Consider the following 22,236-nt stretch of genomic DNA (forward strand, 5'->3'; position numbering starts at 1 on the left):
TCCTATCTTTGCAGACGAACATTCAATTGATTTAAAACATAAAAACTATGGCGAACGAAGCGAAGAAACGCAAGTTTATAAGTTCTTTCACTTTTAAACTGCTCTTGGTACTATTGGTTCTGTTAGGTTTCGGACTGTTCTACAACCTTGTAATAGCCGAAGACGATATAGTTTCGGAACAGGAACAGCAGGAAGAACAACAACGGAATGCCGTGCTCGACACGGTCGATGTGGTGGGCGACTACCTATGGCAGAACAGAAAGCTACATAAAAACGACATGACAGCCGGCGAAGAAACGGCAGCCAACAAGGACGATGCACATAAAGACAACGGAGAAAACAAATCGGACACGCATCGCAAAGAAGCAAACGACAACAGGGCTGACGCAGAACCAACAGTTCCGCTGCCAACTCCAGCAGCAGATCCTACGGTAAATGCACCCGCAAAAACGACGTCGAAGCCCGCCACGCCGCCAGCCATCGAGAAAGTTTCGTCGCCAAAAGTAGAGAAGATTGAACAATAGCCTCCCCCGTGTCGGGGCATTCCTTGGTATCCAATGGATATGAACGATGAATAATTTCCGGCAGGAACACAGGGCTTTTGCATATCTTTACAATAGGTTAAAAAACGAACTATAATTCTTTTCATAATTACGACCGACAAGGTCAATGCTCCCGAACATCGTTCCCGATGCTTTGGGAGCATTCTTTTTGTTTGTCCGTTCCTTGCATTCCACCCAAGAGCCGGTAGCCTTCAGTCCGTCCGCCATGCACTTCTTCCGTCATCACCATTCAGGAAGGCAGACAATGCAGCTCCATACTTTCTTCACCAATAAAATAAACCTGGCTTTTTATTACAGAAAACAAGCCGTCTATCCTATCTCGCAACTGCATTCGTTGGTAAGATTCATTTGTCGCCTACCACTATTTCCCGACACAGATTTGCTATAAAAGCGACAAACGATGCTACTATTGCTAATATTTGATATTCAGTAGTTTATGAAAGGATTATGGTTTCCTTAAAAAAGGTATATACTTTTTACCAAAAAAGTATATACCTTTTAGGTAAAAAGTATAATGTTTTTCGATGAAAAGTATATACTTTTTTTATTGAAAGTATATATCTTTTCTATAAAAGGTATAATAGTTTTATTTGAAAGGTATAATCTTTCTATGAAAAAGGTAGTATCAGACCCCGAAAAATGTAAACTATTTTCGACTTGTCTGCAACATGCAGCAGCTTCGGCAAGATGGAACTTTTAGGCAAAAAAAGACTTCTTCCAACCTGGTTGGGCATGGAAAAAGTCTTGTCTGGACCGACAAATCGGGAGTCGGTATCCGTTCTTCTGCTACGGAATGAAGCCCTGTTGCCTGAGCGTATCTATCAGATTGGCAGACATTGCTTCGTTGTCGCTCTTCTTGTATCGTATGTCGGTGAAGACTTGCGCCAGTGTTTCGGTGTGGTTCATCTCTACGAAATGCTTGTTTTCTTCCAGCGATTCTTTCACCTTATAGTATTGGTCGATGCTTTCCGTCGTGTAGTCGGTGTAGGTTTCTTCGTGCAGAATGCTCTCGACGGGCAGCCGGTCGGGCTGTGTGGGTGCTTCGTCCGGCCAGCCGATGGTGAGCGTTGCCACGGGCATGACGAGCTTCGGCAGCCGGAGCAGCTCTATAATGGGGCGGGGGTTATAGATGGTTGTGCCGAGGAAACATGTTCCGATGCCTTCCGCCTCGGCCAGGTTCGTAAAAGTCTGGCAATAGAGCAGGGCGTCGGTGGCGGCGTTCAGGAACGAAAGGAAGTTGTCGTAGCCCGGCGTTCCCTTTCGGTTTTCCGCCCAGAGGGTTGTTCTGTGGAAATCGGCGCAGAAGGTCAGCACTGCGGCGGCGTTTTCCACCATCGGTTGGTTGAAGTGTGCGGGTGCCAATCTGCCTTTCATTTCGCTGTCTCGTGTAATCACGACGGAGTAAAGCTGCAGGTTTCCCATCGTGGGAGTACGCTCCGCCTTGCTCAGGAGTTCCCTTAAGAGTGCATCGGGCACCTCTCTGCCGGAGTATTTCCTGATGCTTCTTCTGTTTGAAATAGTGTTCATTTTAGAAAATTTTAGGCTACAAAGTTAAGCAAAAGTTTTCTGTCATGGAAAACAATTCGTAACTTCGCAGGCACATTTTTTACTATACAAACGAATGAAGGAAAACAAGAAATACTCATTTGATGAAGCATTTGAGGCCTCGCTGAGGTATTTTGGCGGCGACGAGTTGGCTGCGAGAGTCTGGGTAAACAAGTATGCCATGAAGGATAGCTTTGGCAACATATACGAAAAGTCGCCTGAAGACATGCACTGGCGCATTGCCAACGAGGTTGCCCGTATGGAGCAAAAGTACAAGAACCCCATAAGCGCGCAGGAAATTTTCGGCCTGCTGGACCATTTCCGCTACATCATTCCTGCGGGAAGTCCGATGACGGGAATAGGAAACGACTACCAGATAGCCTCGCTGTCGAACTGTTTCGTGATAGGATTAGACGGCGATGCCGACTCTTACGGTGCTATCTTGCGCATAGACGAAGAGCAGGTTCAGCTGATGAAAAGGCGCGGTGGAGTGGGGCACGACCTTAGCCACGTGCGCCCGAAAGGTTCGCCGGTGAACAATTCAGCCCTTACTTCCACAGGTCTGGTGCCTTTCATGGAGCGATACTCCAACAGTACGCGCGAGGTTGCACAAGACGGACGACGCGGCGCGTTGATGCTTTCGGTGAGCATCAAGCACCCCGATGCCGAGGCATTTGTGGACGCGAAGATGGAAGAGGGCAAGGTTACGGGTGCAAACGTATCGGTGAAGATAACCGACAGCTTCATGGAAGCAGCCGTAAACGACAGGCCTTTCGTGCAGCAATTCCCCATCGATGCCGAAAGACCAGTTTACAAAAAGGAAATTTCTGCCAGGAAGTTGTGGGAGAAAATAGTGCACAACGCATGGAAGAGCGCAGAGCCTGGCGTGCTTTTCTGGGATACTATCATCAGGGAGAGCCTTCCCGACTGCTATGCCGACTTGGGGTTCCGCACGGTATCGACCAATCCCTGCGGCGAAATTCCCTTGTGTCCGTACGATAGCTGCCGTCTGCTGTCTATCAACCTCTATTCCTATGTGAAAAATCCATTCACGGAAGAAGCAGCCTTCGACTTCGATTTGTTCAGAAAGCACGCTCTTCTTGCGCAGCGACTTATGGACGACATCGTGGATCTTGAGATGGAAAAGATAGACCGTATCATGGAAAAGATAAAAAGCGACCCACAAAACGACGAAGTGAAGCATGCCGAATACCATCTTTGGGAGAAGATAAAAGAGAAAAGTGGCAAGGGACGCCGCACAGGAGTAGGTATAACAGCCGAAGGCGACATGATTGCTGCCATGGGATTGCGCTACGGAACGGAAGAAGCAACGAAGTTTGCAGTAGAAGTGCATAAGACATTGGCATTGTCGGCTTATCGCTCTTCGGTAACAATGGCGCAGGAACGAGGTGCCTTTTCCATATTCGAAGCCGAACGCGAAAGAAACAATCCGTTCGTTCTACGCATAAAAGAAGCCGATCCGCAGCTTTATTCCGATATGATGAAGCATGGCCGTCGCAACATAGCCTGCCTGACAATCGCCCCTACGGGTACTACTTCCTTGATGACGCAGACCACTTCGGGCATAGAACCAGTATTCTTGCCGGTCTATACACGCCGTCGGAAAGTAAATCCGAACGATACCGATGTGCATGTAGACTATGTAGACGAGGTGGGCGACTCGTTCGAAGAATACATTGTTTACCACAAGAAGTTCTTGGAATGGATGAAGATAAACGGTCTCGATACTACTAAAAAATACACACAGGCAGAGATAAACGACCTTGTGAAACGGTCGCCTTACTACAAAGCCACTGCCAACGATGTAGATTGGCTAATGAAGGTTCGCATGCAGGGAGCTATCCAGAAATGGGTAGACCACTCTATTTCCGTAACGGTAAACCTGCCAAACAATGTGGACGAAGCATTGGTAAACAAGCTTTATGTAGAGGCTTGGCGTTCCGGCTGCAAGGGTTGTACAATCTATCGCGATGGTTCTCGTTCGGGCGTAATGATTTCCGTGTCTAAAAAAGACAAGAAAAAGAAGAACGACAACGGAAGAGAAACAAGTCAGGACTCTGATTTAAACTCGTCAGAAGAGAAGCACGAACACGTTTGTACGCCACCACAAGTAGTAGAAGAACGCCCACAAGTGTTGGATTGTGATGTTGTCCGCTTCCAAAACAATAAAGAAAAGTGGGTGGCATTCGTAGGACTTCTTGATGGTTATCCTTACGAAATATTTACCGGATTGCAAGACGACGACGAAGGAATAGTATTGCCTAAGAGTGTAACAAAGGGCAAGATAATAAAGCAAACCAATGCCGACGGTACGCACCGATACGACTTCCAGTTCGAAAACAAGCGCGGATACAAGACAACGGTGGAAGGATTGTCGGAGAAGTTCAATCCGGAATACTGGAATTATGCAAAGCTTATCTCTGGAGTATTGCGCTATCGCATGCCAATAGACCATGTTATTCACCTTGTAGGTTCGCTTCAGTTGAAAGACGAAAGCATCAATACTTGGAAAAATGGTGTGGAACGCGCTCTGAAGAAATATGTAACCGACGGCACAACAGTATCAGGACAAACCTGCCCGATATGCGGACAAGAGACATTGGTCTATCAGGAAGGCTGTCTTATCTGTACAAACTGTGGAGCTTCTCGCTGCGGATAAACAAATGGTTCAGTAGAAAAATGAAATTAGAATCGAGCTATATATATATAAAAGGTGTGAGGTTTCGTGCCTACATCGGTGTAAGCGAATTGGAACGAAAGGTTGGCAACGATTATGTTGCCGACCTTCGTTTGCGTTATTCTATAGAAAAAGCAATGACGACAGACAATGTAAACGACACCATAAGCTATGCCGATGTATATAATATAGTAGAAGAAACAATACTTCAGCCCGCTAAACTGTTGGAACACGCTGCATATCGGATAGCAGAAGCTATAATGAAAGCGTTCCCGGACATAGAAGCAATAGACCTTGACCTGACAAAATTAAACCCGCCAATGGGAGCAGATTGCAGTGGAGCAGGTGTAGAATTACATTTAATAAATGAAAAAACCAAGCGTTAGCCTAATCTATTCGAACGAAAATGCTTAACTTTGCGTACAATTACACGAAGTATGAATAGACGAATTACTTTATTCCTTATAATATTCTCTTTGTTTGCACTCGTAAAAATAAGTGCAAAAGATAAGTTTACACTTGTTATCGATGCCGGTCATGGTGGAAAAGACGTGGGAGCCTTAGGCGCATTCTCGAATGAAAAAGATATTAACTTGAATGTAGCTTTAGCTTTTGGTCGTTTGGTAGAAGACAATCTGCCTGACGTTAAAGTCATTTATACGCGCAAGACAGACGTCTTCATACCATTGAAAAGCAGAGCCGAAATAGCCAACAGAGCAAAAGCCGACTTGTTTATATCGGTTCATACAAATTCTGTTCCTCCCACTAAAACACCACCACAAGGCTTCCAGGTTTACACTTTAGGTATGCATCGTGCTAAAGATAACCTTGATGTAGCTATGCGCGAAAATAGCGTTATCTCTTTGGAGAAAGGATATGAGCGGACTTACGAAGGTTTCGACCCAAAGTCTTCGGAAAGCTATATAATGTTCGAAATACTTCAGTCGGGCAATATGGAGAAGAGTGTCGAATTGGCACGACTTATTCAACGGTCCGTTTGTTCCAAAGCCAATCGAAACGATAAGGGGGTGCACCAAGCCGGATTTCTTGTTCTACGCGAAACGTCCATGCCCAGTTGCCTTATCGAATTAGGCTTTATTACGTCCGAAGAAGAAGAGCAGTTCCTTAACTCTCAACGAGGAATAGACCTTATGGCACGTGGTATTTACGAGGCTTTTGTAGAATATAGAAACAAGTACGATGGCAAAGTAACCATTCCTTATCGTGCTTCAACACGAAATCAGTTACCAATAGAAAATGTGTTAGGACGTTTATCGAACAATGCGACGAAGCCCCCTGCAAAGGAAGGAACGTCTAAAAGAATGAACGTTGTAGCAAAACCGCAATTAGAAAAGAAATCTGCAGTAAAGCAGAAGCAGGTGTCGCAACGAAAGCAACCGACAGTTGAAAGCAATTCTACAAACGTTCCGGTTTTCAAAATACAGATATTTGCCATAAACAGGCAGTTGGCTTCCGATAGCGAATTATTTAAAGGACATAAGAATGTATCTTCCGAAACAGAAGGAAATCTCCGAAAATACATGATAGGAAGCAGCACAAACTATAATGAAATTCTACGTTTGAAGGAAAGTTTAAAGCAAGATTTCCCACAAGCCTTCATCGTAGCGTTTAAAAACGGCAAGCGAATGAATACAGGCGAAGCCGTAAAAGAATTTGTAAAGAATAAGAGAAAATGAATATGAAGAAATTATTATCGCCCGAAATAAAGATTGCGTTGGTGGCTATTGTTGGCATTGTTGTCTTGTTTTTCGGTATGAATTTCCTTAAAGGACTTAATCTGTACTCCTCGGATATAGAGTATAATATGCAGTTTAATAAGGTGGACGGACTTACACCGACTACGCCAATTTATGCCAATGGCTTTAAAGTGGGAACGGTGAAAGACATTGTTTACGACTATCAGGACCCGTCTAAACCTATCAATGTGTATGTTGCGATAAGTAAGGATATGCAAATTCCTGTAGGCTCAACAGCAGAGATAGTGAGCGATATAATGGGAAATGTGAAAGTAAACCTTGTTTTTAGTAACGCAAAGCAGTATCTAAAACAAGACGGAATTATCCCTGGTATAGTCAATGACGGTGTGTTCGGAAAGGTAAAAGAGGCTATTCCGGATGTGCAACGAATGATACCGAAAATAGACAGCATACTCTCAAACATTGTAGCTTTGACTTCCGACCCTGCATTAGCAGGTACATTGCACAACGCAAACAAGATAAGCAACGACTTGACTGTATCAAGCCGACAACTCAATGTATTGTTGGCACAACTCAACGGTTCGCTTCCTGCCATGACACAGAAAGCAAATAGCCTGCTTAACAATACAAATAAAGTAATGACAGAAGCCAAATATGGCGTTACCGATGCACGTACTACTGTGAAAGGAGCAAATGTATTGATGAACTCTTTGAACGATAAAGTAAATGCATTAGATATACAGACAACAGTGGCAAAACTAAATATGGCACTCGACGAAGTTAATAAACTTGCGGGAACATTGAATAGTAACAGAGGGTCTATGGGCTTGTTAATGAACGATCCTGCTCTTTATAACAATTTGAACAACACATTGCGTAGTGTCGATAGTTTGGTTGTAAATCTTAAGGCACACCCGAAACGATATGTGCACTTCTCTATATTCGGGAGAAAAGATAAGTAAGAAATAGTCTGACAGTAGAAGATGGCGAACAGAATTGGTTACATTCTGTTCGCCATTCTTTTGTAAGGACATTCATTAGAACTATGCTATATAAGTTGTTGCTTGGTTCAGAAGTACCCTTGTGTGTAGAAGAAAGCCATCATAAGATTGTAAATATTTTTTATAAGCATGGGAGTTGCTTAATAATCTTGTTATCAATATATTTCTAAACCCATTGTTTTGCTTTTCAAAACAATGGGTTTTACACGGTAAAGGCGGTTGTTTTGTATTGCAAAACAACCGCTTTCGCAATATCAAAGTGCAGTTGTTACTTTTTAAGAGAATTATCTTTACAAAACCAAAGATATTTTCAGTGCTTGCTTCGGACAATAAGAAAGAAAACCATTCTCTCAATAAGCTTTTACCGAACCGTCATCATGACTTTTAAAACGTGCAGAAATGAAGTTGTAAAAACACGATGATTACCACGCTATTTAAAAAGAGTCTAAATACCAGAGTTAAAGTTCCACGCTTTAAACAGATATTGTAATTTAGTTGGCAATCAGTCTTTTTTGACTTGAAAACCGATGTTCCATGTTTTATGGGAATGTACTGGAAAGTATAATATAAACTATTGATATATAGAATGTTGGATATACGCAAAAGTGTTCCTGTCTATTGGGGAATGTAAAGATGCCTTAAGTACCAAGCGAATAAGACTTTAGCATAATTCAATATAATATTTTAGTTCACGTATTAATTCTTTGTTTGGCTTTTTTTTCCTAACTTTGCATAACCTTTGTATAAGGAGAATGATTTGATTTATTTACTAATAAAGAAACCATTTAGATATAGATTATAAGCATGAAAGTTCAACCCAAAGCACTCTGGGAGCAGTGTCTGCAGCTTATCAAGGAGAATGTAACCAAGCAGCAGTATGCAACATGGTTCAGCCCAATTACTTTCGAAACATTCGATGCCGCTGCCAATATTCTGTTGGTACAGGTTCCGAGTCCGTTTGTTTACGAGTATTTGGAAGAAAATTATGTAGGTTTGTTGAGCAAAGTGCTTACCCGTGTCTTTGGCAAAGGCATTCAATTAAAGTATAGAATAGTTACCGACAAGGCTCATAACTTAACGCAAGATATTCAATCGGACACTGTTGATGACGTAGAAACGCAGCTGCCAACCAATCGTGCCAACCAAAGTCCGACGCCATTAGATGCCGTTCTGCAAGAGATTGACCCACAATTAGACTTGCACAAGTCGTTTTCAAACTATATTGAAGGCGATAGCAACAAGCTGCCACGCTCTATCGGCTTGTCAATAGCAGAGCACCCGAACACCACACAGTTCAATCCGATGTTTATTTTTGGTCCTTCTGGTTGTGGAAAAACCCACCTTGTCAATGCAATAGGACTAAGAATAAAACAGCTTTACCCGCAAAAGCGTGTGCTATACATATCTGCCCGGCTGTTCCAGGTGCAGTACACAAACTCTGTTCTGAATAATACGACCAACGATTTCATCAACTTCTATCAGACAATAGATGTTTTAATCGTCGATGATATTCAGGAATGGATAACTGCAACCAAGACGCAGGACACGTTCTTCCACATCTTTAATCACTTGTTTAAGAACGGAAAGCGCATCGTTCTTGCTTCCGACCGACCACCAGTAGAGCTCAAAGGCATGAACGACCGCTTGCTGACACGTTTTGCCTGCGGACTTATTGCCGAACTCGAAAAGCCGAATGTGCAGCTCTGCATAGATATATTGAATAGCAAGATAAAGCGCGACGGCTTGAATATTCCTGACGACGTTGTTCAGTTTATTGCACAGACAGCTAACGGAAGCGTGCGCGATTTGGAAGGAGTCATCAATTCTTTGCTGGCTTACAGCGTGGTTTACAACAGCAATATCGATATGCGTCTGGCTGAAAGAGTGATTAAGCGTTCGGTAAAAATCGACGATGAACCTTTGACAATTGATGAAATAATCGACAAAGTCTGCTCTCACTTCAATGTAACCACCACTGCCGTAAACTCACGCTCACGCAAACAAGACATCGTACTTGCCCGACAGGTGAGTATGTACTTGGCGCAGAAACACACAAAGATGCCTGCAAACCGTATAGGAAAGCTTGTTGGAGGGCGCGACCACAGTACCGTGCTTCACAGTTGTTCGCAAATCGAAAAGCGTTTGCAGGTGGATAAGGGGTTCACTGCCGAACTTTCAACAATCGAAAATTCGTTTAAACTGAAATCGTAAGTGTCTTCTTGTTGCTTGTGGACTATTCTTTTGGTTTGTGAGTCTGATAGATTAAGTATGCCGAATCGGCTTCAATGGTGAACGAATTCCTCACTGCCTCGTTCAATGTTCCTTGCCAAAACTCGCTGAAAGGATAGACGTTCCATTTCAAACCTTTGCTTTCCATGCGTTTGCAACCTATCTGGAAGATGCTTACTTGTTGTTTCGGGAAGGCAGCAAACGTTGTTTTGCCTTGCGAAACGGTAAACCAGCCATAGTTGGTAACCATCGTTGGCGCAATGTTCAGGTGCTTATAATAATGTATTAGTAATGCTATGTTGCCCAAAGTATGGTCTTCTCGTTTGCCAGTTGCACCCAAATAACAGAATGTAGGTTTTTCTTTTAGGTCGAAACATCGCAACGCATACTTTGTAGCCTTTGTCAAATCGTTGTCCTCTTGTTCCTCTATTGTGTGGAAAATAGACAGATATTTCGCCTTTGTAGCTGCCGAAACAGAGTCGCCATCGCCCACAATCACTTCGGGTTCAATATTCATTTCCAACAATTCTTCTACTGCTCCGTCGCACGCTATCAGGTGCTTGGCGTTGCGCAGAATACGCATTGCTGCCACATCGGTAGGGAAATCGCCTGCCGCAAGTATCACTACATCGTATTCGTTCTTCAGTTCTTTCATTGTTTCTATCCTCTGGTTTGTATGTCTTCCTGCATCATTCGCTTCCATTTAAAGTAGCCCGCAATGGCTATAAGGGCGTAAAGCGCATAGAGTCCGCTCGTGAATGGTATGCCTTTATAGAAGTAAAGAGCCGACAATTCTATATCTACTACAAACCAAATCCACCATTGTTCTATGTATTTTTTAGCCAAAGCCCATAGTCCGATAATGCTTAACGAATTGCCGAAACTATCCAATACGGGTACATTCGAGTTGGTAAAAGTAATCAAAATATAGTAAACTGTACTCCATAACGCCATAAAAACCACTATTGAAGGTATGATTTTACGTTTTGGAAACCTTGTAATGGGTAGCTCTCTATCGTCTTTTGTCCTTTTGCCAAAACGCCAATAGAGGAAGCCATAGACAGCTACGACGATATAATAGAGTTGCATGCCGAAGTCAGCATATAGTTTTGCTTCGTAATAAACCACGGTATAGATGGCTGGCATTACTATGCCTGTAAGCCAAAGCCAAATGCTTGCCTTGTATTCTTGGTAGATATAGATTAACCCGATGACGGTTCCGACCACATCTAACACTTGGTAAGTGTCGGCTTCTTGGAAGTATTGGATAATGTTGCTTAGCATTTAGCTTTCTCTTATTACATAAACAACCTCCCTTCGAGGCTATCGAAGAGAGGTTGTTTCGTTCTTAAAACCTCAATGTAACGTTGCCCATCATCGTAAATCCTGCCATTGGCATGAAGCCAATCTGATAGTAACGCTTGTCGTTTGTGTATTTATACTTTCCGCTTACTGCACTGTAAACCCAGCCACTTGCAGCATAATGGCTGTTGAAAATGTTGTTGAAGTTAAGCCCGAACACCACTTCTTTCAGCCAATTCTGTTTCTTGCCTGTTTTCAAGGCATAGCTGAGGTTTATGTCTGACTGCGAAAAGGCAGGAAGCGAACGGTCTTTATTCTCTGAGTTATCCAAGTATTGGCGACTCACAAAGTTCGTATGCCAAACCAATTGTGCCCCTTTATAGTGAAAATTCATAAAGCCATTGAGAATAGCCGAAGGCGAGAAAGCAAGCGTAGAGTTGTCGTAATGCACTTTCAAAGGATTCTTTTTATTGTCCCAATTGTCCACAAACTCATTGAAATCCTTAATCTTGTTGATGCTCAAAGCTGCATTTCCTTCAAGTGTAAACCACGATGTAGCATTCCAACCTGCCGATAGTTCGGCTCCCATACGGTAGGAATCTTTTACGTTTGTTGTAAGATTTTCGCCTATATCGCTCTGTTCGCCGGTCTGAACAAACTGGTCTTTGTAGCCCATATAGTAGAAATTAGTACCTGCGTACCAGTTGTTGCCCGTGTATTGGTAGCCCAATTCAACATCGAACAAGTGCTCTGCATTTGGTGCAGGATACTTTCCGTTGTCTGTAAAGTTGTTTCGTTCAGGCTCACGGCTTGCGTATGCCATAGAGAAATAAGCCTTATGCCCACCATTGTTATAACTAATGCCTGCCTTTGGGTTCACAAAGTTGTAGCTTTCGTTAATGTTTAGCAACTGGTTTGTGTAAGTACCATTTGCTAATTCGTAGAACTTATCGTTCTTTCCAGTAGCTTTATAGTTCACGTGACGATACTGTACGTCGGCAAACAAACTCCAGTAGGTGTGCAAATAGTAGGTTGCTTTCGCAAAAGCACTATAGTCGTTCTTGTCGCCATCGGAGTCATAGTACTTTAACCCCGTGAAGTTCTGCACCTGACCTTTATTGGAAACGTATGTAAGATAACCGAAATGGTTGCCTCGGAACTGCTGTAAGTTGATGCCACCGAGTACGTCCCACCTGTCGTTCCTGTAGTTTACGTTGTACAGAATGCCGTAAGTGTGTTGGGTTAAGCCTTTCTTTCTTACGAAGTCGCCGCGCTTAATGTTCTTTCCATTCGCATCGGTTGCTGTCAAACCGAACTTGCTGAACTTGTTGTTTGGGCGGAACTCGCTATAATATCCGTATCCGTAAGTGTAGTGCAAGGCGATGTTGTGCGACCAAGAAAGGTTGGGCTTCCATACTGCCGAGAGTATGTTGTGGTTCTGATAGAAGTTGTCGGTCGTCTTCTTCCAATAGCTTCCATCGTCCATTTTGTAGCGTTGTGTCTGGTAGTTTCCATTAGCATCGGTTGGGAAAGTCCATTTGTTGTCGTCGAATACCAAGCTTTCGTAGAGCGGATTAAAGCGTCCCAATCCACGTTTGTACAGGTCTTTGTAGGTTTTAATGTCCTTTCCCATCAGTGTAGCATCGTCGTTTCCCGCCACAACACCACTCCATGCCTGTCCTGTTTTCTCGAAATTGCCTATGTTCTTGTATCTTATCTGGAAGTTATCGCCCACGTATGTCAAGCCACCGTAGTAGGAACCCGACCTGCCTGCCGTACCATGGAGATACCCATCGGTAGCTGTTTCGTGGTAAGAACCATCGAAAACCAAATGATTACCGAGCAATCCCGTTGAGAAACTCACGCCCGTGTTGTATGTATTGTACGTTCCGAACGAGCCACTCACCTCTGCCGAAGGGCGATAGTTGGCCGTTGCCGTTGCCAAAGAGATGGAACCGCCAAACGCTCCGTCGCCATTGGTCGATGTTCCGATGCCTCTTTGAATTTGTACACTACCCATCAGTGCGCCGTAAGAGTTCATATTCGCCCAGAAAACGGTCTGGTCTTCAGGCGAATTGAGCGATACGCCGTCGAGCGTAATATTGATTCGGCTGCCACCTGCACCACGAATGCGCATGGCCGTCGTGCCCGTTCCGAGTCCATTCTCGCCCCAAGCAAATACGCCGGGGGTGTGTGCAAAGAGGAAAGGCAGTTCGCGCCCGGTCTTTGAGAAGTTCGATAGCTCTGTCTTTTTAATGTTTGCAACGGCAAACGGAGCATTCTTCGGTGCTCTGACCCCTGCAACAATCACCTCTTGAAGTTCATGGCTTGTCAAAGTATCAGCCTTTTGAGCTTGTGCACTCACAGCAAATGTCAATGCTGTGAAGACCAATAGTTTTCTCATGTTATGTGTTTTGATATAATAAAACAGAAGGGGAGTATCCCTACGACGGCATTACCCGTATCAGGTTCATGGGTCTATTCTCAGCAAGTCCAAACGAACAAGCACCCCTTAGTTATCATTCTGATAACCGTTGCAAAGTTACTACATTTGCATGGAATAGCCAAAGAAAGGCAGAACAATCGCTTTTTTCGTGGAATTACTGTTCTTTTTACATTTGTCGTAGTGTTTGTTAAGGACAAGTATTGTATTGTCTGGTAGAATATTCCTGCTTGTGTATTACAAAACCTATTATTTTGCATTCCAAAAGCGTAGGTTTTGCACGGTAAAAGCGGCTCTTTTGCACTGCAAAACAGCCGTTTTCGCAACGTCAAAACGCAGTTATCACTTTTTAACGGGATTATCTTTACAAAGTTAAACGGAAGAGCCCTTACGATTTAGATAAAAAAGACACCTCAAGCAAATGGGGTGTCTTTTGTTTTATTGTGGAGTAAAGTTACTTCTTCTTTGGTTTTCTTCTTGCCCAACCTTCCTCTGAGAAATCGGGTATCTCACCTTTTAATTTGGTATCGTGCTGGAAGAACTGTCGCCAATCGCCTGTATCGCCTGTTTCTTGCTGTGTTTGTGCGTTGCCTTTTTGCTTGCTTCCACGTTCTTGGCGGGTGCTATTAGAACGACGCTTGTTAGTCTCTTCGTTGCTTCGCTTGCTTCTTCTTTCGCCGGTGCTGCGGCCGTGTCCGCCTTCTTCGGCATCGTTGCAACGCACTTCACGCTTCTTGTAGGTGGCGCCGTTAAGGGCTTTCATCACCTTGGCAGCGTCTTTCTCCGGAACTTCTATGTAAGAGAACTTGCCCAGTAAATCGATGTGTCCCACTGCTTGGCGACCGTGTACGTTCTTGTTTATGAACTGCATGACTTCGCCGGGGTAGAACCCGTCGTCTTTTCCAAGATTAATGAACAAACGCTTGTAACCAGCTTCAGGAGTGCGTGGCCCCTTTCGGTTGCGCTCTCCACGACTGCTGCGGCTGCCGCGTTCGCTTTTTCGGTCGCCACGTTTGCCCGATGGTTTCTCTATCTCGGGTGCATTGGCGTAGTAATCCAAGAAGCGATTAAAGGTCATACTGATGATTTTCTTGATAATGTCTTCTTTGTCGACGTATTCGAAATGGCGGTTGATTTCCTTCAGGAAAGGTTCTATTTCCTCTTCGTTTACGTCTACTTTCAGAATTTGGTCCATCACCTTGTAGAGTTGTTTACTGCAAATTTCCTTTGCAGAAGGCAGCGTTCCGTCTACAAATTCCTTCTGAATGGTTTTCTCGATTGCCTTCACCTTGTGGCGTTCGCGCGAATGAATAATCGAAATAGACGTACCCTTCTTGCCTGCACGACCTGTACGACCGCTTCGGTGGGTGTAGCTTTCAATGTCGTCGGGCAATCCGTAGTTGATGACGTGGGTCAAATCGTCTACGTCCAACCCACGAGCAGCAACGTCGGTAGCCACGAGGAATTGCACATTGTGCTGGCGGAACTTCTGCATTGTCAGGTCGCGTTGCTGCTGGCTAAGGTCGCCGTGCAAGGCTTCAGCGTTGTATCCGTCACGAATGAGCTTGTCGGCAATCTCCTGTGTCTCCACCTTCGTACGGCAGAAGATAATGGCGAATATGCTTGGATAATAGTCTACGATGCGTTTCAGTGCCAGATACTTGTCTTTTGCGTGTACCATATAATATATATGGTTCACTTTCTCGGCTCCTTCGTTGCGGCTGCCCACTACAATTTCCTTGTAATCGTGCAGATAGCTTTTGGCTATCTTCTCTATTTCCCGGCTCATTGTAGCAGAGAACAACAACGTGTTGCGGTCTGACGGGACGCCCTCGAATATGGCATTGATGCTTTCAGAGAAGCCCATGTTCAGCATTTCGTCAGCTTCGTCGAGCACAACATTGCATACAGCGTCCAATTTAGCAACACCGCGTTTCATCAGGTCGATAAGACGCCCAGGAGTAGCCACAATGATTTGTGCGCCCTTGCGAAGCTGGCGACTTTGCATTTCAATAGATGCACCACCGTAAACTGCGACTACGTGCAGACCGTCGATATACTTGGAGAAATCGGAAAGGTCGTCAGCAATCTGCAAACAGAGTTCGCGTGTCGGACTGAGAATAAGTGCCTGGGGTTCTTTCTGTGTTGGGTCTACTTTCTGCAAGACTGGTATTCCATATGCTGCCGTCTTGCCTGTACCCGTCTGTGCGAGTGCTATAACGTCGTTACCATTACCCAACAAATAAGGGATAACTGCTTCCTGGACTGGCATCGGTTGTTCAAAACCGAGCTCTTCAATGGCGCGGCGAATCTCTTCGCTGACGCCTAATTCTTCAAATGTTTTCAAATTAATCCTTGTTTATAAAAGTCTGAACAGACCACACATTAAAAAATAATGCCACCTAAACACATCATAACTAAGTGTCTAACTCTAAATTCTTATAAGTTTTAGATCTGTAATCCCTCAAACTTCTGTCTATTATTACTCGTTCACACAATTAAGTTGTCAGCCAGCCATAATAGACAACATTCTGTTTGAACGCTGCAAAGGTACTGAAATAATTCGATATATGATGTTTTTGATCGTTTATTATGCTTCTTTTATGTAAAAGTTGTATCTTTGCATCTTACAGATGAACATAGAAGAACATATTAAGGAATGGAGATAATAAAGTTTCGCCCTATACTGAAACAAGTACTATGGGGCGGCAACAAGATAATACCTTTCAAGCAACTCAATGTCGAAATGGACCAAGTAGGCGAGAGTTGGGAAGTGTCTGGCGTGAAAAACAATGAGAGCATTATTGCCAATGGACAATATGAAGGCATGAAACTCAACGACCTGGTGGCTCTGTTGAAAGGCAACCTTGTTGGAAAAGAGAATTATAGGCGTTTCGGCAATGAGTTTCCATTGCTCGTAAAGTTTATCGATGCTAAAAAACAGCTGTCCATACAAGTGCATCCTGACGATGAACACGCTGTAAAGAACGGACTGAAGCGGGGAAAGACAGAGATGTGGTATATTATGGAAAGCGCACCCCATGCAACCTTGTTGAGCGGATTAAAGCACAACATAACTCCCCAGGAGTATAAAACAATGGTGGAAAACGAAACCATAATCGATGCTTTGTGCGAATACAAAGTGCGTGAAGGCGATGTGTTCTATCTGCCTGCAGGGCGCATTCACTCTATAGGCGCAGGCACATTCTTGGCAGAGATACAGGAAGCAAGCGACATTACTTATCGTATTTACGACTTTAAGCGCAAAGACAATGATGGGAATTACCGACAGTTGCACACCGAGAAAGCTGCAGGGTGCATTGATTATAATGTAGAAGACGACTATCGGGCAAAGTATAAGCCTTGCAAGAACAAAGGAATAGAGCTGGTGCGGTGTAAGCATTTCACGACATCAGTCTACGACCTGGACGAACCTATGCAGCTCGACTATAGCCAGCTCGATTCGTTTGTGGTGCTGATGGCACTGTCGGGTAAATGCATACTGAGCACGGGCAGGCAAGATGTGGAACTAAGAGCAGGCGAAACAGTACTTTTGCCTGCAACAACGCAAACAGTGAACGTGTCGGGGACAGTGAAGTTCCTGGAAACTTTCGTTTAAGACTTTGCACAGGTGCACGAAATGCTGAATATCGGATAGAGATTACTTATAACGCAACAACTATGGAAATAATAGACAATGTGAATGGAGAAAGACACCGTCAGGGACGAATTGAGGTAATCTGCGGGAGTATGTTCTCGGGCAAAACGGAAGAGCTAATCCGCAGACTTAGGCGTGCTAAGTTTGCAAGGCAGAAGGTAGAGATATTCAAGCCGGCTATCGATGTGCGCTATTCGGAAGAAGATGTCGTGAGCCACGACAAGAACGCCATTCACTCTACTCCTATCAATTCGTCGGGAAACATATTACTGTTGGCTTCCGACATAGATGTTGTAGGCATAGACGAGGCACAGTTCTTGGACGAAGGACTTGTAGACATTTGCAACCAATTGGCGAACAATGGCGTAAGAGTCATAGTTGCCGGGCTCGATATGGATTACAAAGGCGTTCCGTTCGGACCTATTCCTGCGCTCTGTGCCATTGCCGACCAAGTAACGAAGGTGCACGCCATTTGCGTTAAGTGTGGTGCGCTTGCTTACGCCAGTCATAGATTAGTGCCCGACGAACATAGGGTAATGATAGGCGAACAAGCCGAATATGAGCCCTTGTGCAGGGAATGCTATCAGAAAGCATTGAAAGAAGAAGCGGTAAGGAGAAGCAGGCAGGCTTAAAGGAAGATAAAGAAAAAACTCGATAAAGGAAGTATTATGTTTGACGAGAAGATTACATTCGACAAGTTTATACGTTGGTTCTTGGTTGCGGCTTTAATATTTGCCGTGTTCTATGTGCTGAATTATCTTAGCCACGTACTGTTGCCCTTCTTCATAGCGTGGTTCATTGCCTACCTTTTAAATCCGGTTGTCAAGTTCGTGCAATACAAATTGCGAGTTAAAGTGCGGGCAATCGCTGTCATCATAACAATGCTGTTGGTTGTAACAGGCATCTCATGTGTTGTCTATGCGATAGTTCCGCCTATGATAGACCAGGCAGAAAGGCTGGGCGATGCCGCCAACAAGTACGTGCTGCATACTGCCAACGGTAACCGCATAATGGTAATGGTGCGCGAATGGATACAGGAATATCTGCCGCAGATACGCCATTATCTCAACAGTGCAGATTTTACAGCTACGATAAAGAATTCCATACCAAAGCTGTTTTCGTTCTTAGGGCAGACAGCGAGTATTGTCATCAGCATAATAGCATCGTTTATTACGCTGTTGTATCTGTTCTTTATCCTGCTCGATTACGAGCGCCTGGTCAAAAACTTCATACGCATCTTCCCGAAGGGACAACGACCCTTCTGGACCGACCTGATGCAAGACGTAGAAGTAGAACTGAATAATTATATTCGTGGACAGGGCTTGGTGGGGCTCACCATGGGAATTCTGTTTTGTATCGGCTTTACCATTATCGACTTTCCAATAGCCATCGGCATGGGAATACTGATAGGCGTGCTCACCTTAATACCCTATATGCACGCATTGGCATTCATTCCCATGATATTTCTTTCGCTGATTAAGGCAGTCGATACGGGGCAGAACTTCTGGGTTGTATTCGGAACGGCAACGTTGGTGTTTGCCATTATCCAGCTTATTTGCGACCTAATTGTAACGCCGAAGATAATGGGAAAAGCCATGAACCTGAACCCAGCCATTCTGTTGCTCTCCCTTTCAGTCTGGGGTTCGCTGTTGGGCTTCATTGGCTTGATAATAGCCCTGCCGCTAACCACCCTTATCATTGCCTACTGGAAACGCTATGTAACGAAAGAAGAGAAGGTAGGCGAGGTAGGCATGGACGGCAAATTGCAAGAATAGGGAAAGGTAAACTGCTTTTATTTCCATTAAATATTCAGGGTCAGATTTCTTTTAAAGGTATGAGGAGATGTCTGATCTAAGAATACTGACATACCTACGTGAAATCTTTAGGAAGATGCCTAAAGTGTTTCTTCTATACATCTTTATTATTCAAAATCTAACGTGAGTTCGGCGAATTGCCAATGCACGAGTCCATCGTTTTCCAATCATCAGAATACCGTTGCTCACGGTGCCGGAGAACAGCCGTGTCTATCTGTTCCGTAACGGCATCTGTCGTAACCCCGTAGCGACTGTTGCCGTAACCCCGTAGCGACGATTGCCGTAACTCCGTAGCGACGATTGCCGTAACTCCGTAGCGACAATTGGCGTAACCCCGTTGCGATTTTAGGACTTGTTCGGAAGAGGGCTATTGGCTGAATCCCTATCATCTTTATTTCGTCGGACACACGTTATTTTATATATAAGGCAAACGTTTGTGTGTTTCATATTATTATTGTACTTTTGCACCTAAAAGATTAAATTAAAAGAAATAAAGATGAAAGCATTTGTATTCCCCGGACAGGGCTCGCAGTTTGTAGGTATGGGCAAGGACCTATACGACAACAACCCTTTAGCAAAAGAACTTTTCGATAAAGCCGACGAAATTCTTGGTTTCAAGATAACCGATATAATGTTTGCAGGAACGGACGAACAGTTGAAGCAAACCAACGTAACACAGCCTGCAGTGTTCCTCCACAGTGTTATCTCGGCACTTTGCTTGGGCAACGAATTCAAGCCCGACATGGTGGCAGGACACTCTCTTGGCGAGTTCTCGGCATTGGTAGCAGCAGGCGCATTGTCGTTTGAAGACGGCTTGAAGCTCGTTGCCTTGCGTGCAAACTGCATGCAGAAGGCTTGTGAGTTGAACCCTGGCACCATGGCAGCCATCATAGGCGTAGCCGATGAAAAGGTAGTAGAAATTTGCAAACAAGTTACCGATGGTGGCAAGATGGTTGTTGCAGCCAACTTCAACTGCCCCGGTCAGTTGGTTATATCAGGCTCTAAAGAAGGTATCGACGAAGCTTGCGCACTGTTGAAGGAAGCTGGTGCCAAGCGGGCATTGCCTTTGAAGGTGGGCGGAGCGTTCCATTCGCCCTTCATGCAGTCTGCAAAAGACGAGTTGCAGGCAGGTATCGAGGCTACCAATATCGCATCGCCTAAGTGCGCTGTATATCAGAATGTAGACGCCAAGCCGCACACCGTTGCAGACGAAATAAAGGCAAACCTTATTGCACAGCTTACATCGAGCGTTCGTTGGACAGAAAGCATACAGAACATGATAGCCGATGGTGCAACCGAATTTATTGAATGCGGTCCCGGAAAGGCTCTCCAAGGCATGATAGGCAGAATAGACAAGAACGTGAATGTCCACGGAGTGGAATAACAAAGTGCAGCAACTGCAGTTCACGGCAGTGCTGTTCCTCCCCCAATAGTTTTCATGTAGGGACACAAACTCTTGTATTTCCTGTTGCTTGGCTTGTAGAAGGTCAGCTTAAAAAGCCTAAGGAGGCGTAAGGAAATATGGGGAATTGTGTCCTTTTTATTCTATCAGATATAAGCCAAACCTTATGAAATTAGTAATTTACCAAGTGTTTACACGCACCTTTGGCAACAAGAACAGCAACAGAAAGCCAAACGGTACGCTTGCAGAAAATGGTGTTGGAAAGATGAACGACTTTGATGATGCAACGTTGCAGCAGATAAAATCGCTCGGTGTAAATACCATTTGGTACACTGGCATTATACGCCATGCCACCTGTACCGACTATTCTGCTTTCGGTATTCCACGTCAGACACCGCGTGTTGTTAAGGGTAAGGCTGGTTCGCCCTACGCCATTACCGACTATTACGACATCGACCCCGACATTGCTGATAATGTTGCGGAACGTATGAGCGAGTTTGAAGACTTGGTAAAACGCACCCATAAGGAAGGGTTGAAGGTGATTATCGACTTTGTCCCTAATCATGTGGCGCGCGAATACAAGAGCATGTGCAAGCCAAAGGGCGTGAAGGATTTGGGCGAAACCGACGATATGGGCAAGCATTTCGATGCGAATAACAACTTCTATTATTGTCCTAACGAGCCTTTAGACACGTCGGCTATACCGCTTCCCAATGGTATAGAGGCTGATGATTCAAACAAAATAACGGCTGAATACACTGAGACGGTGGCACGTTGCACAGGTAACGACAGGTTCGATGCACACCCACAAGCCAACGATTGGTACGAAACGGTCAAGCTGAACTACGGTGTTGATTATTGCGATTGGGGCGGACGCAGCACCCATTTTGAACCAATACCCGATACTTGGCACAAGATGACCGACATGTTGCTGTTCTGGGCGGCTAAAGGAATTGATGGTTTCCGCTGCGATATGGCAGAGATGGTGCCCCATGAGTTTTGGAAGTATGCCACCGAAAAGGTAAAAGCGCAATATCCCCACATCATTTTCATTGGCGAAGTGTACGACCCTAACCAGTACAGAACGTATCTTGCAGCAGGCTTCGATTATCTTTACGACAAGGTAGGCATGTACGATTGCTTGCGCGATGTGATGTGCGGGCATCGTCCGGCAAGTGATATTACACGGCAATGGCAGGCTACCGACGACATTCGCGAGCATATATTGTACTTCCTTGAGAACCATGACGAGCAGCGAATAGCGTCCGACTTCTTCTGCGGAAATATGCAAAAAGGTATTCCCGCACTTATTGTTTCAGCCTTGTTCCAGTGTAATCCGGTGATGATTTATGCTGGACAGGAGTTTGGCGAGCGGGGAATGGACGGAGAAGGCTTCTCAGGCGTAGACGGTCGCTCTACCATTTTCGATTATTGGAGCGTAGATGCCATTCGCAAAGGGTTCTTTGAGCGTAGCGAGTTGTCGGCAGAACAACTGCAATTAGAGAAGAATTACCGCACTATATTAACACTCTGCAATAGCGAGAAAGCTGTCAGAGAGGGCAAAACGTTCGACCTTACGTATGCCAACGAGGCTAACGAAAGCTTTGATAGTAGTAGGTTGTTCGCCTTTCTGCGCAGTTCGGGTAATACTACTTTGCTTATCGTAGCCAACTTTGGCGAAACAGAGGCTCATGTTCGTGTGAATATCCCTTCCCATGCGTTCGATTATATGGAGCTGAAAGAGGGCAAGAAAGATATGGTTGATTTACTTTCGGGGAACTATCAGACAGCTACCTTACAACGTGATGGTGCTATCGAGATGATTGTTCCTGCGCTTAGTGGACGAGTTTATAAGTTTTAGAT

General features: G+C 44.5%; 18 protein-coding genes and 1 riboswitch. Of the genes, 12 read left to right on the plus strand and 6 right to left on the minus strand.

The annotated features are described in order from the left end of the window. Positions 1 to 47 precede the first annotated feature (47 nt). Positions 48 to 524 (plus strand): hypothetical protein, encoded by a 477-nt coding sequence (locus RDV52_RS07150; protein WP_004366309.1) that lies wholly within the window; start codon positions 48 to 50, stop codon positions 522 to 524. A gap of 145 nt (positions 525 to 669) precedes the next feature. Next, positions 670 to 951, plus strand: coding sequence for a hypothetical protein (locus RDV52_RS07155; RefSeq protein WP_147278290.1), 282 nt, complete (start codon positions 670 to 672; stop codon positions 949 to 951). A 398-nt stretch (positions 952 to 1,349) separates the two neighbouring features. Here RDV52_RS07155 and RDV52_RS07160 read toward each other — a convergent pair whose 3' ends face one another. Next, positions 1,350 to 2,090, minus strand: a complete 741-nt coding sequence (locus tag RDV52_RS07160) for a nitroreductase family protein (RefSeq protein ID WP_004366301.1) — start codon at positions 2,088 to 2,090, stop codon at positions 1,350 to 1,352. A 94-nt stretch (positions 2,091 to 2,184) separates the two neighbouring features. Here RDV52_RS07160 and RDV52_RS07165 point away from each other — a divergent pair, with 94 nt between their 5' ends. The 5 genes from RDV52_RS07165 to dnaA all read left to right on the plus strand — a co-directional run bounded on the left by RDV52_RS07165 (position 2,185) and on the right by dnaA (position 9,736). Beyond that, entirely contained in the window at positions 2,185 to 4,788 is a 2,604-nt protein-coding gene (locus RDV52_RS07165; protein ID WP_004366299.1) for an adenosylcobalamin-dependent ribonucleoside-diphosphate reductase, read from the plus strand. Positions 4,789 to 4,808: 20 nt separating this feature from the next. Then, positions 4,809 to 5,192, plus strand: coding sequence for a dihydroneopterin aldolase (folB, locus tag RDV52_RS07170; protein WP_004363101.1), 384 nt, complete (start codon positions 4,809 to 4,811; stop codon positions 5,190 to 5,192). Between the two features lie 51 nt (positions 5,193 to 5,243). Beyond that, complete coding sequence (locus RDV52_RS07175; protein WP_004366296.1) at positions 5,244 to 6,503, plus strand: N-acetylmuramoyl-L-alanine amidase family protein; 1,260 nt, start codon at positions 5,244 to 5,246, stop codon at positions 6,501 to 6,503. Then, entirely contained in the window at positions 6,500 to 7,486 is a 987-nt protein-coding gene (locus RDV52_RS07180) for an MlaD family protein (RefSeq protein WP_004366294.1), read from the plus strand. Before RDV52_RS07175 ends, RDV52_RS07180 begins: the two co-directional genes overlap by 4 nt. Positions 7,487 to 8,329: 843 nt before the next feature. After that, a complete protein-coding gene (gene dnaA / locus RDV52_RS07185; RefSeq protein WP_004363107.1) occupies positions 8,330 to 9,736 on the plus strand; it encodes a chromosomal replication initiator protein DnaA in 1,407 nt (468 codons plus the stop codon). Between the two features lie 22 nt (positions 9,737 to 9,758). On the opposite strand, the gene RDV52_RS07190 is transcribed toward dnaA, so the two are convergent. The 4 genes from RDV52_RS07190 to RDV52_RS07205 form a co-directional block, all read right to left on the minus strand. Continuing rightward, positions 9,759 to 10,409: a thiamine diphosphokinase gene (locus RDV52_RS07190; protein ID WP_004366290.1), complete on the minus strand. Its 651-nt coding sequence runs from the start codon at positions 10,407 to 10,409 to the stop codon at positions 9,759 to 9,761. Positions 10,410 to 10,414: 5 nt separating this feature from the next. Beyond that, a complete protein-coding gene (pnuC, locus tag RDV52_RS07195; RefSeq protein WP_004363111.1) occupies positions 10,415 to 11,038 on the minus strand; it encodes a nicotinamide riboside transporter PnuC in 624 nt (207 codons plus the stop codon). Between the two features lie 64 nt (positions 11,039 to 11,102). Next, positions 11,103 to 13,460 (minus strand): TonB-dependent receptor, encoded by a 2,358-nt coding sequence (locus tag RDV52_RS07200; RefSeq protein WP_004366288.1) that lies wholly within the window; start codon positions 13,458 to 13,460, stop codon positions 11,103 to 11,105. A gap of 20 nt (positions 13,461 to 13,480) precedes the next feature. After that, a riboswitch (TPP riboswitch) is annotated at positions 13,481 to 13,579 on the minus strand. A 374-nt stretch (positions 13,580 to 13,953) separates the two neighbouring features. Continuing rightward, the gene (locus tag RDV52_RS07205; RefSeq protein WP_004366287.1) at positions 13,954 to 15,846 is read right to left on the minus strand and encodes a DEAD/DEAH box helicase; all 1,893 of its coding nucleotides are present in this window, start codon (positions 15,844 to 15,846) and stop codon (positions 13,954 to 13,956) included. A 312-nt stretch (positions 15,847 to 16,158) separates the two neighbouring features. On the opposite strand from RDV52_RS07205, the gene RDV52_RS07210 reads away from it, so the two are divergent. The 3 genes from RDV52_RS07210 (at position 16,159) to RDV52_RS07220 (ending at position 18,932) form a co-directional block, all read left to right on the plus strand. Beyond that, positions 16,159 to 17,118 carry a type I phosphomannose isomerase catalytic subunit gene (locus RDV52_RS07210; protein ID WP_004366286.1) on the plus strand — a complete coding sequence of 320 codons (960 nt, stop codon included), beginning with the start codon at positions 16,159 to 16,161 and terminating at the stop codon, positions 17,116 to 17,118. A gap of 62 nt (positions 17,119 to 17,180) precedes the next feature. Continuing rightward, entirely contained in the window at positions 17,181 to 17,789 is a 609-nt protein-coding gene (locus RDV52_RS07215) for a thymidine kinase (protein WP_004363118.1), read from the plus strand. 36 nt (positions 17,790 to 17,825) lie between these two features. Continuing rightward, entirely contained in the window at positions 17,826 to 18,932 is a 1,107-nt protein-coding gene (locus tag RDV52_RS07220; RefSeq protein WP_004363120.1) for an AI-2E family transporter, read from the plus strand. Between the two features lie 224 nt (positions 18,933 to 19,156). Here RDV52_RS07220 and RDV52_RS07225 read toward each other — a convergent pair whose 3' ends face one another. After that, positions 19,157 to 19,360 carry a hypothetical protein gene (locus RDV52_RS07225; protein WP_155812037.1) on the minus strand — a complete coding sequence of 68 codons (204 nt, stop codon included), beginning with the start codon at positions 19,358 to 19,360 and terminating at the stop codon, positions 19,157 to 19,159. 107 nt (positions 19,361 to 19,467) lie between these two features. On the opposite strand from RDV52_RS07225, the gene fabD reads away from it, so the two are divergent. Further along, positions 19,468 to 20,355, plus strand: a complete 888-nt coding sequence (gene fabD, locus RDV52_RS07230; RefSeq protein ID WP_004363123.1) for an ACP S-malonyltransferase — start codon at positions 19,468 to 19,470, stop codon at positions 20,353 to 20,355. Between the two features lie 184 nt (positions 20,356 to 20,539). Beyond that, on the plus strand, positions 20,540 to 22,234 hold the full coding sequence (locus tag RDV52_RS07235) for an alpha-amylase family protein (RefSeq protein ID WP_004366285.1): 1,695 nt from the start codon (positions 20,540 to 20,542) through the stop codon (positions 22,232 to 22,234). Positions 22,235 to 22,236 lie beyond the last annotated feature (2 nt).

The sequence above is a fragment of the Prevotella nigrescens genome (assembly GCF_031191185.1).
Taxonomy (GTDB): Bacteria; Bacteroidota; Bacteroidia; order Bacteroidales; family Bacteroidaceae; genus Prevotella; species Prevotella nigrescens.

What these genes read in the sequence shown, in the direction of transcription:
- RDV52_RS07215 (WP_004363118.1), top strand. Translation starts at nt 17,181, where the DNA reads ATGGAAATAATAGACAATGTGAATGGAGAAAGACACCGTCAGGGACGA.
- RDV52_RS07175 (WP_004366296.1), top strand. Translation starts at nt 5,244, where the DNA reads ATGAATAGACGAATTACTTTATTCCTTATAATATTCTCTTTGTTTGCA.
- RDV52_RS07235 (WP_004366285.1), top strand. Translation starts at nt 20,540, where the DNA reads ATGAAATTAGTAATTTACCAAGTGTTTACACGCACCTTTGGCAACAAG.
- RDV52_RS07200 (WP_004366288.1), bottom strand. Translation starts at nt 13,460, where the DNA reads ATGAGAAAACTATTGGTCTTCACAGCATTGACATTTGCTGTGAGTGCA.
- RDV52_RS07180 (WP_004366294.1), top strand. Translation starts at nt 6,500, where the DNA reads ATGAATATGAAGAAATTATTATCGCCCGAAATAAAGATTGCGTTGGTG.
- fabD (WP_004363123.1), top strand. Translation starts at nt 19,468, where the DNA reads ATGAAAGCATTTGTATTCCCCGGACAGGGCTCGCAGTTTGTAGGTATG.
- RDV52_RS07165 (WP_004366299.1), top strand. Translation starts at nt 2,185, where the DNA reads ATGAAGGAAAACAAGAAATACTCATTTGATGAAGCATTTGAGGCCTCG.
- RDV52_RS07155 (WP_147278290.1), top strand. Translation starts at nt 670, where the DNA reads ATGCTCCCGAACATCGTTCCCGATGCTTTGGGAGCATTCTTTTTGTTT.
- RDV52_RS07220 (WP_004363120.1), top strand. Translation starts at nt 17,826, where the DNA reads ATGTTTGACGAGAAGATTACATTCGACAAGTTTATACGTTGGTTCTTG.
- RDV52_RS07225 (WP_155812037.1), bottom strand. Translation starts at nt 19,360, where the DNA reads ATGATAGGGATTCAGCCAATAGCCCTCTTCCGAACAAGTCCTAAAATC.
- RDV52_RS07210 (WP_004366286.1), top strand. Translation starts at nt 16,159, where the DNA reads ATGGAGATAATAAAGTTTCGCCCTATACTGAAACAAGTACTATGGGGC.
- folB (WP_004363101.1), top strand. Translation starts at nt 4,809, where the DNA reads ATGAAATTAGAATCGAGCTATATATATATAAAAGGTGTGAGGTTTCGT.
- RDV52_RS07190 (WP_004366290.1), bottom strand. Translation starts at nt 10,409, where the DNA reads ATGAAAGAACTGAAGAACGAATACGATGTAGTGATACTTGCGGCAGGC.
- RDV52_RS07150 (WP_004366309.1), top strand. Translation starts at nt 48, where the DNA reads ATGGCGAACGAAGCGAAGAAACGCAAGTTTATAAGTTCTTTCACTTTT.
- pnuC (WP_004363111.1), bottom strand. Translation starts at nt 11,038, where the DNA reads ATGCTAAGCAACATTATCCAATACTTCCAAGAAGCCGACACTTACCAA.
- dnaA (WP_004363107.1), top strand. Translation starts at nt 8,330, where the DNA reads ATGAAAGTTCAACCCAAAGCACTCTGGGAGCAGTGTCTGCAGCTTATC.
- RDV52_RS07160 (WP_004366301.1), bottom strand. Translation starts at nt 2,090, where the DNA reads ATGAACACTATTTCAAACAGAAGAAGCATCAGGAAATACTCCGGCAGA.